At 51.1% G+C, this 15,668-nt stretch carries 11 protein-coding genes; 6 read left to right on the forward strand and 5 right to left on the reverse strand.

Annotation, left to right across the window (positions count from 1 at the left end; genetic code table 11):
- Window positions 1-327 precede the first annotated feature (327 nt).
- Entirely contained in the window at window positions 328-2,535 is a 2,208-nt protein-coding gene (locus tag OGV83_RS19075; protein WP_181898487.1) for a TonB-dependent receptor, read from the forward strand.
- Window positions 2,536-2,565: 30 nt separating this feature from the next.
- Window positions 2,566-2,910, forward strand: coding sequence for a hypothetical protein (locus OGV83_RS19080; RefSeq protein ID WP_286464361.1), 345 nt, complete (start codon window positions 2,566-2,568; stop codon window positions 2,908-2,910).
- 31 nt (window positions 2,911-2,941) lie between these two features.
- On the opposite strand, the gene OGV83_RS19085 is transcribed toward OGV83_RS19080, so the two are convergent.
- A complete protein-coding gene (locus OGV83_RS19085; RefSeq protein WP_012134496.1) occupies window positions 2,942-3,718 on the reverse strand; it encodes an SGNH/GDSL hydrolase family protein in 777 nt (258 codons plus the stop codon).
- Window positions 3,719-3,728: 10 nt separating this feature from the next.
- Complete coding sequence (locus tag OGV83_RS19090) at window positions 3,729-4,766, reverse strand: porin (RefSeq protein ID WP_012134495.1); 1,038 nt, start codon at window positions 4,764-4,766, stop codon at window positions 3,729-3,731.
- Window positions 4,767-5,180: 414 nt separating this feature from the next.
- Here OGV83_RS19090 and OGV83_RS19095 point away from each other — a divergent pair, with 414 nt between their 5' ends.
- A complete protein-coding gene (locus OGV83_RS19095; protein WP_286464363.1) occupies window positions 5,181-6,551 on the forward strand; it encodes a class-II fumarase/aspartase family protein in 1,371 nt (456 codons plus the stop codon).
- A 37-nt stretch (window positions 6,552-6,588) separates the two neighbouring features.
- On the opposite strand, the gene OGV83_RS19100 is transcribed toward OGV83_RS19095, so the two are convergent.
- Window positions 6,589-7,482: a MurR/RpiR family transcriptional regulator gene (locus OGV83_RS19100; protein ID WP_047463819.1), complete on the reverse strand. Its 894-nt coding sequence runs from the start codon at window positions 7,480-7,482 to the stop codon at window positions 6,589-6,591.
- 347 nt (window positions 7,483-7,829) lie between these two features.
- On the opposite strand from OGV83_RS19100, the gene dcuC reads away from it, so the two are divergent.
- From dcuC to OGV83_RS19115, 3 genes are all read left to right on the forward strand, one after another.
- Window positions 7,830-9,197: a C4-dicarboxylate transporter DcuC gene (dcuC, locus tag OGV83_RS19105; RefSeq protein ID WP_286464364.1), complete on the forward strand. Its 1,368-nt coding sequence runs from the start codon at window positions 7,830-7,832 to the stop codon at window positions 9,195-9,197.
- Window positions 9,198-9,224: 27 nt separating this feature from the next.
- Window positions 9,225-10,919 carry an NAD-dependent malic enzyme gene (locus OGV83_RS19110; RefSeq protein WP_199971730.1) on the forward strand — a complete coding sequence of 565 codons (1,695 nt, stop codon included), beginning with the start codon at window positions 9,225-9,227 and terminating at the stop codon, window positions 10,917-10,919.
- Between the two features lie 356 nt (window positions 10,920-11,275).
- On the forward strand, window positions 11,276-13,174 hold the full coding sequence (locus OGV83_RS19115; protein WP_114848040.1) for a methyl-accepting chemotaxis protein: 1,899 nt from the start codon (window positions 11,276-11,278) through the stop codon (window positions 13,172-13,174).
- A gap of 128 nt (window positions 13,175-13,302) precedes the next feature.
- On the opposite strand, the gene OGV83_RS19120 is transcribed toward OGV83_RS19115, so the two are convergent.
- Complete coding sequence (locus OGV83_RS19120) at window positions 13,303-14,709, reverse strand: EAL domain-containing protein (protein ID WP_101724198.1); 1,407 nt, start codon at window positions 14,707-14,709, stop codon at window positions 13,303-13,305.
- Window positions 14,710-14,764: 55 nt separating this feature from the next.
- A complete protein-coding gene (locus OGV83_RS19125; protein WP_058668445.1) occupies window positions 14,765-15,667 on the reverse strand; it encodes a fimbrial protein in 903 nt (300 codons plus the stop codon).
- Between the last annotated feature and the right edge of the window lies 1 nt (window position 15,668).

Here is a 15,668-nt window from a genome sequence, read left to right on the forward strand (position 1 = left end):
CGGCTCATTCAGTATCGCCATCTGGATAGCAGAGTATAAACTACAACGGTTTAGTGTAACGTTACAGCTAATCGTGTCAATGCCATAAATCCCGTAACCGTTGTTCACACAATGAAAAATCTAAATAACATTGATAATGAGTTTTACTCTCATTATCATGTTGGCTGTGCGGGTTTCGGTGATTATTCTTCGTATCAAGGATGGACACAGAACATATATATGGAAAACCCTTCCCATACATAAAACGAGCATTTTTGTTCGGGTTTCATTCAATAAAACCCCATTTTAAAGGGTTTTTTTCGTGTCCTTGTATTCATGAGATTAATGATGAAAAGCAGCGCAAAAAATAATTATTCTCTGCAAAAATCCTTGCTGGCATTCGCGATTGGTGCCGCCGCTCACGGTGTTTACGCAGCAGAAGACACTACCGGGAAAGAAGATACGATGGTCGTTGAGGCCAAATCCGCAAACAGTGGTTTTAAAGCCGGTGGCGACGCGCAGGTGCCCGCGTTCCTGGAGGGGCAGGTTGCCCACGGAGGACGACTGGGGGTTCTGGGCGAACAAAAAGCGATGGATGTGCCGTTTAACGTTATCGGTTACACCTCAAAACTGGTGGAAGACCAGCAGGCGAAGACCATCGGCGAGGTGCTGAAAAACGACGCCGCAGTACAGCCCGTACAGGGATACGGGAACTTCTCAGAAAACTATCGTATTCGCGGCTTTGAGCTGGCGGGGGATGACGTGACCTGGGGCGGTCTGGCTGGCGTGCTGCCGCGTCAGGTCGTGGATGCTTCGCTGTTTGAGCGCGTGGAAGTGTTTAAAGGCGCAAGCTCTTTCGTGAACGGCGCAGCAAGTTCCGGCGTGGGCGGTATGGTCAACATGGAGCCGAAACATGCTGATGACCTGCCGCTGACGCGCCTGGGAGTGGATTACACCTCTTCAACTCAGGTAGGCACCACGCTGGATGCCGGTCGTCGTTTTGGCGATAACAATCAGTTTGGCGCGCGAGTAAACATTCTGCATCGTGAAGGCGAAACCGCCGTTGATAACGAGAAAAAGCGCACGACGCTGGCCGCCCTCGGGCTGGATTATCGCGGCGATAAACTGCGCTCCTCGCTGGATGTCGCCGCCCAGAAGAAGACGTTCCACGGCGGGACGATGGGGATTAACTTAAGCGGCGTCGATTTCGTGCCGGATGTACCGAACAACACGGATAACTACAGCCAGAAGTGGGGCTACAGTGATATCACTAACCAGTTCGGTATGGCGCGCGCTGAATACGACATCCTGAATAACTGGACGGTCTACGGCGGCGCCGGGGCGCAACATGCGCATGAAACCGGGATTTATACCGCGCCAAAATTACTGAACAGATCGGGTGATGCTGTCGTCGATGTGCTGTATACCAACCGTATTATTGACGCGTTCAGCAGTATGGCGGGTATTCGCGGCGAATTTGATACCTGGTCGGTCAGCCATAAGGTGAACCTGGGCTATTCGGCGGTGATCAAACGCGATAAAACGGCATGGCGTATGAACTGGGCCAACCCTGGCTCCATGACCAATATCTATGACAACCATGACGTGCCGATGCCGCAGTGGGATCTCGCCGGCGGCAACTATCACGATCCGCTGACAACCTCCCGAAACCGTACTCAGGGTTATCTCCTCAGCGATACGCTGGGATTCTTTGATGACCAGGTGCTGCTGACCGTCGCCGCGCGTAATCAGAAAGTGGTGGTGCGTAACTACAGCAATGCGACCGGTGAAGAAGACACTGCTTCTCGCTATACGGAAAGTCGATGGATGCCGACCTACGGTATCGTATATAAGCCGTGGGACACGGTGTCACTGTATGCCAACCACACCGAGGCATTACAGCCGGGTGAAAACATTACCGATCAGGAGTCGCCGGATTACGGTAAAAGCATCGGTATTCTGCACTCTAAGCAAAATGAAGTGGGCGTGAAAATTGATTTCGGCACCGTCGGCGGTAGCCTGGCGCTGTTTGAGATTAAGAAACCGTCCGTGATTAAGAACGAGACGACGCAGGAATATTCGACCGATGGCGAGCAGCGTAACCGGGGTGTGGAAGTTAACCTGTTTGGTGAGCCGGTCTACGGTCTGCGTCTGAACAGCAGTGCGACCTGGTTACAGCCGAAACTGACCAAAACGCAGGATGGCGTCAACCAGGGGAATGATGCTTCCGGTACTCCACGTTTCACCGCCGTTCTCGGTGCTGAATATGATATCCGGCAGGTTGATGGGCTGACCGCTACCGCGCGACTGAATCACACCGGCTCGCAGTATGACGGCGCCGCCAATGAGAAGAAGCTGGACAGTTACACCACGCTTAACCTCGGCGTTCGTTACCGGATGCGCGTAAACCAGGAGCAGAATGAGATGGTATGGCGTTTAGGGGTGGATAACGTCACCAACGAGCAATACTGGTCTGGCGTATCCGACTACGATGGCGTGTATGTGTTCCGTGGCGAACCGCGTACCCTGAAGCTGTCTGTTAATTACGACTTCTGAGTTAAAAACGGGCAGGGATGCCCGGTAGTAATGCCGGATGGCGGCTTTGCCTTATCCGGCCTACGGTACTACGGTGTGGTGCGGGTAATGCCGGATGGCGGCTTCGCCTTATCCGGCCTACGGTACTACGGTGTGGTGCGGGTAATGCCGGATGGCGGCTTCGCCTTATCCGGCCTACGGTATTACGGTGTGGTGTGGGTAATGCCGGATGACGGCTTTGCCTTATCCGGCCTACGGTACTACGGTGTGGTGCGGGTAATGCCGGATGGCGACTTCGCCTTATCCGGCCTACGGTACTACGGTGTGGTGTGGGTAATGCCGGATGGCGGCTTTGCCTTATCCGGCCTACGGTACTACGGTGTGGTGAGATTGTAGGCCCGATAAGCTTGCGCCATCGGGCAACCGGCTATGATGATTTCTGAAACTCGCTGACGGTTTCCCACGCAATCTGCTGCAATGCTTTTGCGGTGGCTGGGGTCATATCCGTGTCTACGGGCAGCGCTCCGCCCACTGGCGACTGGTTATACAGCGTGGCAAAGAACACACAGGCGGCTAAATAGGTTCCTGCGATGGAAGGGTGTACGCCATCGTGGTAATAAAGATTAATTTCCGGGTGTGCTTTACGCGCTTTTTCAAAAGCCAGGCCGACCGGCGCGACATAGCCGCCAGTTTTCTGCGCAATGGAAACATAGGCGTCAGCAAGTTTCTGTATATCCTCTGGTTGATCCCGCTTTGCCCAGGTCATGAAGTACACGACTTTTGAACCTGCCTGATGCGCCATATCCGCCATTTTTGTCGCGGATTCGATGAAATTCTGCCGGGTGCTCTCTTTCTGTGAGATCGTCTCCGTGGAGTTGCCTTGCAAGATGACAACGTCCCATTTTTGCAATGTATTCTGATAGGCGAGATTATGAATTTGCCAGCCTAAATGACCGCTTGAGATGGTGATCCCTCGATACTTATACCCTTTCGCGTGGTTCGGCAGTAAAGAGCGAGTCAGATCTCGCAACCGGGTATTAATATTGTTGTTATAGAACGTAAAAGAGTTGCCATACAGCGCGACAATTTTATTATCCCCCTCTATTTTTGCATAGGGTGAGGGCGCTAATAGCGCATCAGCATGCACACATAAACTGCCAAATAAAAAAGTTGATGCAAGGGATAACTGCATTATTCTTTTCATAAATCACCTGTCAAAAGTCATAGCGGAGTCCAACGATGAGCGCGTCATCATTGACTTTTTGGTTTTTATTGGCGAAGGCTTTATCGTAAGTAAATGATAACCAGGTATCATCGGCTAATGTTATTTGTGTTTCGACACGCCAGTCCTCTTTTTCATAGACGGATTTATCTTTCTCATCCAGGAAACTGTAACCGGTAAGGAATTTAAATTTACCGTATTTCCAGGACAGTAATGAATCCATGCCTTTAAAGTCATTGTCGCTTTTATTATCGCGCGCAATGGATGTGCGTAATGCGGTGACGGCGGCTTCAACGTTCTTATAGCTGAGCTGCAAGCCTGCCATGATCTGGTCGTTTTGATTCCGGCCATCAGTGGTTTTTACGCCATCCTGGCGTTTATAACGGCTGGCGGCAATCGCCGGTGTGAGTCTGAAATCCCCCAGTCTGAGCGTGTTTCTGTAACTGGCCATTGCGCCATAATCCAGGGCTTCATTACTGCTGCCATTGCCCGCGACCCACGCCAGCTGTATCTCATTGCCTGCAAATTTAGCATTCCATTGTACGGTGCCGTCCTGGCGGTTGAACTGGTAGGAGTCATCAATGGTGGTGATGCCGTAGCTGTAAATATTCGGCGTAAAGTTTTTATATTTATCAGTCATTTTCATGACCTGATACAACGGGTTTTTGGTCCTGCCGACAATCAGTTCGCCCCAGGTTTTATTGGACAAACCAATATAGGAGTAGCGCGCTTTTAAATCGCTATCCCCGGTATTGCTGTCGTTTTTTTCGGTTCGCACCTGCCATTCCAGACGGCCCACGATCTTTGTCTCGGGGATAAAATCTAAATCCCGGGTGAGGTAAATCCCCAGACGGCCACCCAGATTCGTTCGCGTTTCGCTTCCGGCATAAGAGTTTTCTCCGCTGGCAATTTTACCTTCCACACGGCCATAAATATCCAGCGTATTTCCATCTTTATTATAGATACTCATCGCATATGAGGAGGTTGTCATCCCCGTCAGTAGAATGAGTGAAATCATTTTTATTTTCATAGCATCCCCAGAAAACAATAGTTAGCTTATTTATCTGTTCGAGTGAGCGGTTTATCGCAGGAGGGATTGTTCTGGAAAAAAGGATGGTCATGATATGGGAATTATTTTTTCTCATTACAAAATGTGATTTTTAGCGCATAACGATGTCCTGTTTTATCATGTTGCTAAATTTCATGGTGCTTATTTGCGAAAAGTTAAAGCAAAGCGAAATACGCGTTGCACTAACAAAGCAACTCATTGTGATAGCTATCTCATTTTTGTGTTTTTCGGGCGTTAAAAAGGGAAAGCAAAATTCTCATGACGTATTTTATGAATGGGAATTTTATTTTCCCCTGTTAATCAGTTGGCCGATCCCGCAAGATTCATTCACGACCTTTTATATTAATATGCTTTATATTGCCGGAGAGTCGCAGTATGTACGGTAAGCAAACAACAGTATTTGATTCTGACCTCTATTCATCGCTCTTTACCGAGAGTCGGATGCGGGAAATCTGGTCTGACGACAATCTGCTTCGCTGCTGGTTGACGTTTGAAGCAACGGTAGCGCGCGTGCAAAGCGAGCTGGGCATTATTCCTGAACAGGCGGCGATTGAAATCGAGCAGGCATGTCAGAACATCGAGATAAACTGGCCTGCCTTAGCCCAGGGAACGCAAACGGTAGGCATGGCGATTAAGCCCTTGATCGACCAGATTTCGGCTGCTGGCTCTCCGTTGGTTAGCCGCTATCTCCACTGGGGATGCACCACCCAGGATCTGCTGGACTCCGGCGTGGCGATGCGATTACAGCAGACGCTGCAACGGGTATATCAGCAACTGATTGAGGTAGGGGAAGAGATGAAGGGCATGGCCTTAAAGCATGCCCGCACCGTTATGGTTGCGCGCACCAATTCGGTTGATGCCTCCGCCACGACCTGGGGGCTGCATGTCTCCGGCTATCTGGCGGAGGTGAATCGGCATCTGAACCGGCTGCAACAGCTCTATCCCCGGGCGATTACGGGTCTGTTTGGCGGCGCGGTGGGGAACCTTGCCTCCGTCGGCTCTCAGGGAATGGCGACGCGTGAGCGGTTGATGCGGGCGCTGGGGCTAAACGTCCCCTGTGGTATAAACAATGCCAGCCAGGATGCAATTGTTGAAGTGGTTCAATGCTTTGCGCTGATTCACGGTACACTCTGCCGCCTGGCGAATGACGTGGAAACCCTGGGACGCACCCCCATCGCGGAAGTGCTTGAAGGCGAGGGCGGCGGAGGCTCCAGCACCATGCCGCACAAGGCTAATCCGCGCGCCAGCAATATGATTCAGACGCTGGCGAGGATGGGCTGGATGTACGCCTCCGGCGCGCCTGCGATGTTGGATCAGCAGGATGTGCGCGCGGCGTCGATGAGAGTATTGAACTGGACGATTCTACCCGAGGCGTCGAACGCCTTATCGGTCAGCCTTAGCCGGGCCAAAAAGCTGCTTTCCCTCCTTATTGTGAATGAAGACAGAATGCGCGCTAATTTTGACTGCTCGAAATCTTTCATTATGTCGGAATCGATTACGATGAGTCTGGCGAACAAAATAGGGCGAGAACCCGCTTATAATTTAGTTAAAGCGCTGCTCAGTCAGGCGAATGGTGAGCAAAGTCTTATCGACATTGTCCACGCCAGCCCGGAAATTCGGGTGTCGTTATCCGCAGAAGAAATTGCCGATGCCTGCGAGCCGTTGTCTTATATTGGTTGCAACGATGCGCTGATTGCCGAGACCCTCGCGCGGTTTGATGAAATGAAAGTCATCGATATTGCGTAGCGCTTTATGTCGGGAGCGTCCCTCCCGACTCTGCTGGTCAGGTATTATGTGAAGAAGCGGAAAATGTCTCAAAGAAGAGAAACAACTCTTCCAGTTGGGCAAAGTTGCCTTCATTGTCACTCTTCTCATAAGCCAGATGCAGAATCAGTTCGATAAAAAAGAAACCGAGAATTCGACTTTGAAAAATGGACTCCACGTCGCTTGGCAGGACAAACTGAAGATCGCAGAATTTACCGTAAGGATTGGCATCAGAATTGGTGATCAGCACGACGGTCGCATTTTTCTTTCTGAACCATTTCGCGATATTGAGTGCGACCCGGTTAAAGCGATAGTAGGAGAATACGATCAGAACATCATCTGGTTCGATGTTTATCAGGCACTTGGGCAGCTCGCTGATGTCGGTAGGCAGAAGAGTGATGTTGCTGCGAAAGTACTTTAACAACGTACAAAAATGCAGCGCCATCGCATGGGAGGAGGAAGGGCCGACCACATAAATATGGCGCTGGCTGTTGAGTACCAGTTCGATGAATTTATTCAGGCTATCGATGCTGATAGTCTGTTTAAAACCATTAAATAATGAAGTGACTTTATTATTAAAGGTCTCAACAATCTGTTCTGTTTTGGTGGTGTTTTTAGGCCGCTGGCGACTGTTTTTCTCAAAAGGCGCGGCGATTTTGTTTTTTGACAGCGTGGTATCCAGCGCTCTTCTGAAAGCCGCATAGCCGGTAAAACCAACTTTATTCAGGAAGCGCCCGATGGTTGCTTTGCTCACGGCGGCATTCTGGGAAAGATCGACAATCCCATGATAAGGTAATTCGCTGAAGTGTTTATTAATATAGTCATTAAGCCGACATTCAGACTCGGTCAGGTCACCAATATTTTGGGTGAGTGAATTATACTCATCCAGACTTAATGTGTTTTTTCTGTACATGTGCAGTACCCGGTGACGTTTTATATTGAGATTGTTATATGAAAAGATACCTCTGCCGTCAATCATTCCGTGGCTGGCAATTTAGTAAAAAGTCTTATTTTCTGCGGAATCGCGCCCCATGTAGATAAGATGCGATCTTACTCACAAAAAAATATGGGAAAAGCCCTTTCCCATATTTTATAGCACGGTGGTTTATTACGATTAAATCGACAGTACAATTATTTAATACCGTGAACTGACGGACATATTCTCATGGCAATATGTATGAGCAGGTTTTTAGCTGTTGGTGAAAACGCTGCTTGCATAAGGCTGACATCTCTGATTTGTATGGTATAGGGATTGTTGTTATGACTGCATTTATTATAGCAATAGTGATAACAGTAATTGCCGCGTGGTTAATTGTGAAAAATTACCAGCCGCAAACTGTGTTATTATTCGCGGGGCTGGCGTTATTAACAGTTACCGTTCTGTTTTACCCAGAGAATAGTATTCTTTATGGTAAAGCAAAATCTACCGGGTCAACCTGGCTGGATATCTTCAGTTTTGCAAAAGAGTCTTTGACCACGCAAATCGCGGGTATCGGCTTAATTATTATGGCGGCGGGGGGATTCGCCAGTTATATGGATCACATCAAAGCCTCGAATGCGATGGTGAATATGTGTATTCGTCCCTTGCAGGTAATTAGGGCGCCTTATCTTATTCTTGCGCTGGGCTACATTTGTGCGCAGCTTCTGCATGTGGCGATCTCCAGCGCAGCCGGGCTGGCGATGTTATTACTGGTGACGTTCTTTCCCGTTCTGGTGCGGCTGGGCGTCAGTAAAGCGTCCGCTGCCGCGATGATCGGCCTGTGCGCGTTTATGGATCTTGGCCCGGCGGTTGGAACGGCGAATCTTGCGGCCAAACATGCCGGAATGGAAAGCGCGATTTACTTTGCGCACTATCAGATGCCGGTGGCGGTTGTGGTCATGCTGGCCGTCGCGGTGGTGATTTTCTTTACCGCCAAATATTTCGATAAAAAAGATGGGTTTGTTCCGGGGACGGAAGAGGTTGCCGAAGCGGAAGAAGAAGGACGCAAAGTGCCCGCCATTTATGCGCTGCTGCCTGTATTGCCCGTCATTCTGGTTCTGGTTTTCAGCCCGCTGGCGATCGCATCCATCAAAATTGACGTTGTGACGGCGATGATCCTCGGGGCGGTGGTCGCTTTTTTCTTCGAGCTGTTCACCACGCGTGATTTCCGCGCCTGTTGCAAAGGGTTGCAGGTATTTTTCAAAGGAATGGGAAGCATGTTTACCAGTATCGTTTCTTTACTGGTCTGTGCGGATATCTATGCCCAGGGGCTACAGAAAATCGGCGCAGTGGACTATCTCCTTCAGTCTGTACAAAACGCCGGTCTGGGCTTTACCAGTATGACGCTGGTGATGACGGCGCTGGTAGGCGTTACTGCGGTATTAACCGGTTCTGGCGTGGCGGCATTCTTCTCCTTTTCCGGGCTGGCGCCCTCTATCGCGGCGAAGTTTGGTGAAAGCGCGGTCAATATGATTCTGCCTATGCAACTGATGGCGGGAATGGGGCGCTCTATTTCTCCGGTTGCAGGCATCATTATCGCCGTGAGCAAAGCGGGCGAATGCTCACCGTTTATGATCGTCAGAAGAACGCTGCTCCCGGCGCTGGCGGGGATTGCCGCGATGTTGATTGCCAACTATGTGCTGATTTAACGCTTTTCTTATTACCGGGTTTAACTCATGGACAGCAACGTGACACACGATGTTTTATACGTCCCGTTTACGGGGAAACTGTTACTGGAATCGCCGTTATTGAATAAGGGGAGCAGTTTTACTCAGCAAGAGCGGAATGATTTTAATCTTAATGGATTGTTGCCCTGCGCTATCGAAAATATTGATGAGCAAGCGGAACGCGCTTACCAACAATATCTGGAGGCGGAGTCTGATAACGCGCGGCATATTTATTTGCGTAATATCCAGGATACGAATGAGACGCTATTTTATTACCTGCTGAAAAAACATCTCCCGGAAATGCTGCCGATTGTTTATACCCCGGTTGTTGGCGCGGCCTGTGAAAAGTTTTCCGGGATTTATCGTCGCGCCAGAGGGGTCTTTATTTCGTGGCCCGATCGCGAACGAATTGACGATATTCTGCATGATATCCCGAGACACGATATCAAAGTGATTGTGGTGACGGACGGGGAACGCATTCTGGGACTGGGCGATCAGGGTGTTGGGGGAATGGGGATACCGATTGGCAAACTGTCGCTGTATACCGTTTGCGGCGGGGTAAATCCGGCGCATACGTTGCCCGTTATGCTGGATGTCGGGACAAACAATCCGCGATTATTAGACGATCCCCGCTATATGGGCTGGCGGCATCCGCGCATCACCGGTGAAGACTACTTTGCGTTTATCGGTATGTTCATCGCTGCGGTGAAACGTCGCTGGCCGGATGTATTGCTGCAATTTGAGGACTTTGCCCAGCATACTGCGGTTCCTTTGCTGCATCGTTATCGTGATGAGCTGTGCTGTTTTAATGATGACATTCAGGGAACGGCGTCGGTCGCGCTGGCGACAATTTTAGCGGCCTGCCGCGCCAGTCAGCGTGATTTTAATCAGCAGACGATGGTTATTGTTGGCGCAGGGGCGGCGGGTTGCGGCATTGCCCGCCATATCATCGCCTGCCGGGTGGCCGAAGGTATGGACGCCGCAGAGGCCAGCAAAACGATTTTCATGGTGGATCGCGACGGCCTGGTGATGACCACCGCCTCGTCGCTGGCTGATTTTCAGGTTCCGCTGGCGCAGCCTCCTGAAATGCTATCTGGATGGGCATACGCTGGCGCGACGCCGTCCTTGCTGGAGGTCATTCATAACGCGAAACCTGGCGTGATGTTGGGCGTTTCAGGGCAGGCGGGGCTGTTCACTGAAGAGGTGGTGCGTACGATGTATCGCCACTGCGAGCGCCCGATTATTATGCCGTTGTCTAACCCGACCTCCAGAATGGAGGCCCGGCCGCAGGACCTTATCCGCTGGACTGATGGACAGGCGATTATCGCAACGGGAAGCCCTTGTGAGCCGGTAGATTTTGCCGGACGTACGATACCGGTATCGCAGTGTAATAACGTGTATATCTTTCCTGCCATCGGTCTTGGCGCGATTGCCAGCGGCGCCAGGAGGATCACGGAAACGATGCTGATGGCGGCGAGCCGCGCGCTTGCCGACGCCTCGCCTTTGGTGCGTCATCATGGCGGAGGATTGCTGCCGGAAATCAATATGATATGCGATGTAACCCGCCGTATTGCCTTTGCGGTGGGGAAGGCGGCGCAGCTGTCCGGCGTAGCGGATGCGCTGGATGATGCAGTGCTGACACAGCGCATTACGGCGCATTTTTGGCTACCGCACTATCGTCCTTATAAACGCCGTGCTATCTAGTTTTTGGCTATGAATGCTCCGCTTCGGCAGTCGCGCCAGAGCGGGGCCGGGCGTATTAATAAAAAATACAAGGCGATAAAAAATAAAGGTAAGGAATAAAACTGACATCATAAGTTGAAAAATAAAACTTCATTAGCCTGCGATGCATTGCGTGGATTGTGCAACTTCATGATATGTATTTAATTATTTTTGAAAGCGGATGTGCGGCCTTATACAAGGTCAGATGGACGGCTGTTAATTAAAATGCTGTTTTTATTTTATGTGGGGAAAACCTTATTCAGAGCGATCGAAATAAGTAAAGAATTGCGGATAAATGTCGTTATAACACTTATCCAAACCGATCGAGACCCTACCCCATGATGTGGAAAACAACTCAAGCCCGAGTGACACTCCTGCTTATAAGTTTTTTTGTTATATTACTGTTGGTTACGTTTGTTGTTATCAAACAATTCGTCTCTCCACAGATTATTGCAACGGAAACCAGAAATATAAGAGCCACGGTCGAGCTGCAAAGTGACGCGATAAAAGAGCAAATGAACCGCGTTAAAGCGCAGCAGCGCACGATCACCGAACTGGTTTCCGGGCTTCAGAGCGAGCAAATTGACGCGCTCTTGCCGCTGTTTGTGAACCAGTATGGCGATCTGAACGTTTTTGGCGGCGGCATCTGGCCATTACCCGGGCTACGCGAGCCGGGCCGCGACAAATTCAGCACTTTTTATGCGCGCGATGCCGGTGGCGTGCTCCAGCTTAATACGGTCTGGAACCAGCCGGAGTCAGAAAAATACTGGGAACAACCGTGGTATAAAGACGGTATGGCTGCGCCAAAAGGTGAGTGTGCATGGGCCAAAGCCTACCAGGATTCGGCCAGCCCGCAGCCGAGAACCAACTGCGCGATGACAATCTGGAAAGAGGGAAAGGCCTGGGGTGTCGCCACTATCGATGTGACGTTGGGCTTTTTTAACCAACTGGCAAAAGAGATGGGGAAGGCGGTTGAGGGAACCGTATTAATTGTTGAGTCTGATGGCAAAATTGTTGGGAACGGCGCGCCGACTCAAGGCAATACCGCATTGATGAATGTGCGTGATTTGAATATTCCGTCAGCTTTACCGCTGCTCAATCTGCTGAGCCAGGGGCAAAAAGCGGAATATGAGGGCGGCTATGACGGCGAAGACGGCGCCCATTCGCTGTTTGTTTTGTCGATAGAAGGCAGCCCGTGGTATCTGGTGATTGATACGCCCAGCAGCAACCTGGTGCGCCAGTCTAATGCGATACTGACAACACTCACGCTCGTGCAGACGGTGATCGGCCTTATCATTGTTCTTGTCCTGATGCTGATTGTGCGCAACATTTTCAGGAATGTGACGCTGCTGAACAGGAACATAGAGGCGCTATCCGGCGGCGGCGCCGATCTCACGCAACGGCTTGTGGAAAGTAAAAGCCCGGAATTTAATGCCATCATCAATAACTTTAATAAATTCATCGCGTTCCTTCAGGATTTGATGCAGCAGGTTGGGTACAGCTCCTCGGCAATTTCTTCCGCTTCGCGGCAGATCGCCGGAGGAAACCTGGATCTCTCCTCCCGTACGGAAGAACAGTCCGCTTCCATTGTTGAAACGGCGGCGTCGATGGAGCAGCTCACCAGCACCGTACGGCAAAATGCGGAGAATGCGTTGCAGGCGAACAGGCTGGCGACACAGGCTTCCGACGCGGCGAAAGCGGGGGCTTCAGTGGTCAATGACGTGGTTGCCACAATGAGCAATATCAATGATTCATCCTCAAAAGTGGTGGAAATCATCAGCGTAATTGATGGCATCGCGTTCCAGACCAATATTCTGGCGCTGAACGCGGCGGTTGAAGCGGCGCGGGCCGGTGAGAATGGCCGTGGTTTTGCCGTCGTTGCCGGTGAAGTGCGTTCTCTTGCGCAGCGAAGCGCTCAGTCCGCGCAGGAAATTAAGAAGCTCATTGAAGAATCGGTCAGCAGTATTGAGCAAGGTAGCGGTCTGGTTCGCCAGGCGGGTACGACAATGGACGGCTTAATGGAGAAGGTTGAAGACGTGAGCGTTTTAATCTCTGAGATCAGCTCCTCAAGCGATGAGCAAAGTCGCGGAATTGAGCAGATTAATATCGCCATTACTCAGCTTGATAGCGCGACCCAGCAGAATGCGGCGCTGGTAGAAGAGGTTGCCGCAGCGGCCCAGTCAATGGAATCGCAAACCGAGATGCTTGAAAAAGTGGTCGGCAGCTTCAAACTCTGAAAAGCGGTATAACAAAACGCGCAGCATGATGGGGTTAGCCCTTCGCCGGACCGTGGAACACGTTGGTCTCAGAAAAGTTATCCCCTGTCATGCGGCGCTCTATGAAACCAGTAAGGCGCAGCGTGCGTTCAGCGAGGTGCGGGATGTTTCGGTAAAAATTGCTGGATTATCTCCGGCAGACGATCGTGAGTGATGGGCGGCGAGAAAAGATAGCCCTGAAAGCGGTCAACTCCCAGCGCTTTCAACTGATTGAATTTCTCCAGGCTATCGACGCCTTCGGCAATACAGCGACTCTGCGTCAACTGGCAGTAATAGAGCAGGCTCTTTATCAGCGCCAGTGCATGTGGATCGCGTTGAAAATCATTCACGATACTCATATCCAGCTTGTAGCCGCTAAAGCGGATTGTCCTGACGGGAAACATTACGCTGCTGTGTGAAAAGCAGTCATCAAGGAAGATGCGAAAGCCTTGCCGTTGGATTTTGTCCATATTTTCTGCTGTTCTTCCTTGCTGATGCAGATCGACCGTTTCTGCAAATTCCAGCACTAATCTACCCGACCATTGCGGCTGCTGTAGCTGCTGGCGCGCCGTTTCCATCATCCGCAGCAGGTTTTCGTGGTTGGCGATGCAGGGTGGAATATTTATTGAGAACCAGAACTTACCCTGGTGTTGGTTAATGTTCTGGATTGCTATTTGTAGCACAAAGGCCGTGAGCAGAAGCCAGGCGTATTCGGCGTGGATCTGCGGCAAAAATTCGCCGGGAAGCAATACGTTGTCGCCTCTTCTCCAGCGGGAAAGGATTTCAACTCCCTGCAACCGCAGGTGGCCGTCGGTTATGGGTTGAAATACCGGGAATACCTGTTGGCTATGAATGGCATGGATAAATTCGCGCTCAAAGGGAGATAGCGCGGCGATGAGCTGATTGTTGTGAGTCTTGCTCTGGCTTCCAGGAAAGCGGGTAATCAGATGCGGGTGAGACGCCACCATCTTTTTTAGTCCTGACGTTCTTTGATTATAAAGTGTTTTCTGGCTCACACCGCGGATCTTCGCCTGTGTGTTGATGCTGTACCCGTACAGAAGAGAGAGGGTGGCGCTCAATTCCGTTTTACTTAACCCTGCTGCCGGTTTGCCCTGTATCTGCGCGTCTAAAAAGGACAATTGCTGGAGTTTCGGGTATTGCAGGAAGTCCCCCTGTAGCAGCGCTGCCAGTTGTTTCCCAGGAAGGTCGGAGGCGACCGCCCGGACGGCGGTAAGTTGCCGTTTATCAGGAACATGGTAGAGCAGCGTTTGCCATAGCCAGGCGGATGGACTACGGCTAAGGATCAGCATGGGCAGCGGTGTTTCTGCCTCAGCAAGCAGGAAGGCGGCTTCCCTAAGAATAAACAGCAGCCAGTAAGGATCGTCAGGGAGAAAAACGACGATCCTTCCGACCTCGGATGTTAGCTGTAGCGAAAGGCGCTCCTGCGTCTGGTGTTGCAGCAGCACCGGTCGCCGTTGACCGCAGGTCATCATTCTGGCGAGTCCTTCCGCCGCCATTGAACAGGGAGACAGGATATAGTCCACCCTTGTTTTCTCCAGCGGGGAGGGAGAGTTACTGGTAAACAAATGTCACCCCGATGATCGACTGTACGTTGCCCGCCGTGACCTGGCCGCTGGTGCGCGCGTAGGTTGCGGTTAAGCCAAGATTTACCGGCGATGTGCCGACCGTGCCCAGTGCTACGGTGTTGTTAGCGGGAACAACACTACCGTATCGGGTCATCTGAACGCCGATACCCTGCGCCGCTGAGGAGGACGCGGTGTTGCTGAAGATAGAGTTGGCGGCATCGACGGTCGTACCTGAAAGGTAATAGCCGAGGTTCTGGTTTTGCGCACAGTGGACAGTGACCGGCACGGCCATTGAGCCGGGATAGTCTGGAAGCGTCACGGTGACATCACGCGCTGATACGTCGCATCCCCCAGTAGGGACAACAACATTATTGTTGGCGTAAATATTCCAGATGAAATTATTCGGGTTTCCGTCGCTGGCCACTTTATGCATATTCAATTGCGCGATGAGTTCGCCAGAGTTGATGACGACGCCTCCCGCTGCTCCGGTCGCGGTCAGATACATGCGCAGCGGCAATCCGCGATAATCCGTATGAGTGATGGTATAGACGGATGAATTACCGTTCATCGGCAAAGGATACGTATTCCCCGCCCAGTAAACGCTCCCCGTAAACGCCGCAAGCGCGCCACCGAAGGCGGAACCGCTGGTTAAATTGATGTAGTCAATGATAGAGCCGCCGGAGGAGTCGTTTTTACAGGAAACTGAAGAGGATAAATCTACGACCAGGTTTTGACCCACTCCAACAGATGGCGTCAGGTTTACATAGACATTCGCTGACCCTGAGGTCATGGTCTGCCCGGTATCATTGACTTTACAGGTGAATGCCGCAGCATCCAGCGACCAACCCATCAGCAGCAGCGTGGTGAATAGCGCGATGATTTTTTTCATG

The sequence above is a fragment of the Citrobacter sp. CK189 genome, assembly GCF_030333505.1.
In the GTDB taxonomy this organism is placed as follows: Bacteria; Pseudomonadota; Gammaproteobacteria; order Enterobacterales; family Enterobacteriaceae; genus Citrobacter_B; species Citrobacter_B koseri.

Bases quoted from the DNA above. Each gene is read 5' to 3' on its own strand.
- OGV83_RS19085 (WP_012134496.1), bottom strand. From the start codon at position 3,718: ATGAAAAGAATAATGCAGTTATCCCTTGCATCAACTTTTTTATTTGGC.
- OGV83_RS19090 (WP_012134495.1), bottom strand. From the start codon at position 4,766: ATGAAAATAAAAATGATTTCACTCATTCTACTGACGGGGATGACAACC.
- dcuC (WP_286464364.1), top strand. From the start codon at position 7,830: ATGACTGCATTTATTATAGCAATAGTGATAACAGTAATTGCCGCGTGG.
- OGV83_RS19120 (WP_101724198.1), bottom strand. From the start codon at position 14,709: ATGGCGGCGGAAGGACTCGCCAGAATGATGACCTGCGGTCAACGGCGA.
- OGV83_RS19100 (WP_047463819.1), bottom strand. From the start codon at position 7,482: ATGTACAGAAAAAACACATTAAGTCTGGATGAGTATAATTCACTCACC.
- OGV83_RS19095 (WP_286464363.1), top strand. From the start codon at position 5,181: ATGTACGGTAAGCAAACAACAGTATTTGATTCTGACCTCTATTCATCG.
- OGV83_RS19080 (WP_286464361.1), top strand. From the start codon at position 2,566: ATGCCGGATGGCGGCTTTGCCTTATCCGGCCTACGGTACTACGGTGTG.
- OGV83_RS19075 (WP_181898487.1), top strand. From the start codon at position 328: ATGAAAAGCAGCGCAAAAAATAATTATTCTCTGCAAAAATCCTTGCTG.
- OGV83_RS19115 (WP_114848040.1), top strand. From the start codon at position 11,276: ATGATGTGGAAAACAACTCAAGCCCGAGTGACACTCCTGCTTATAAGT.
- OGV83_RS19110 (WP_199971730.1), top strand. From the start codon at position 9,225: ATGGACAGCAACGTGACACACGATGTTTTATACGTCCCGTTTACGGGG.
- OGV83_RS19125 (WP_058668445.1), bottom strand. From the start codon at position 15,667: ATGAAAAAAATCATCGCGCTATTCACCACGCTGCTGCTGATGGGTTGG.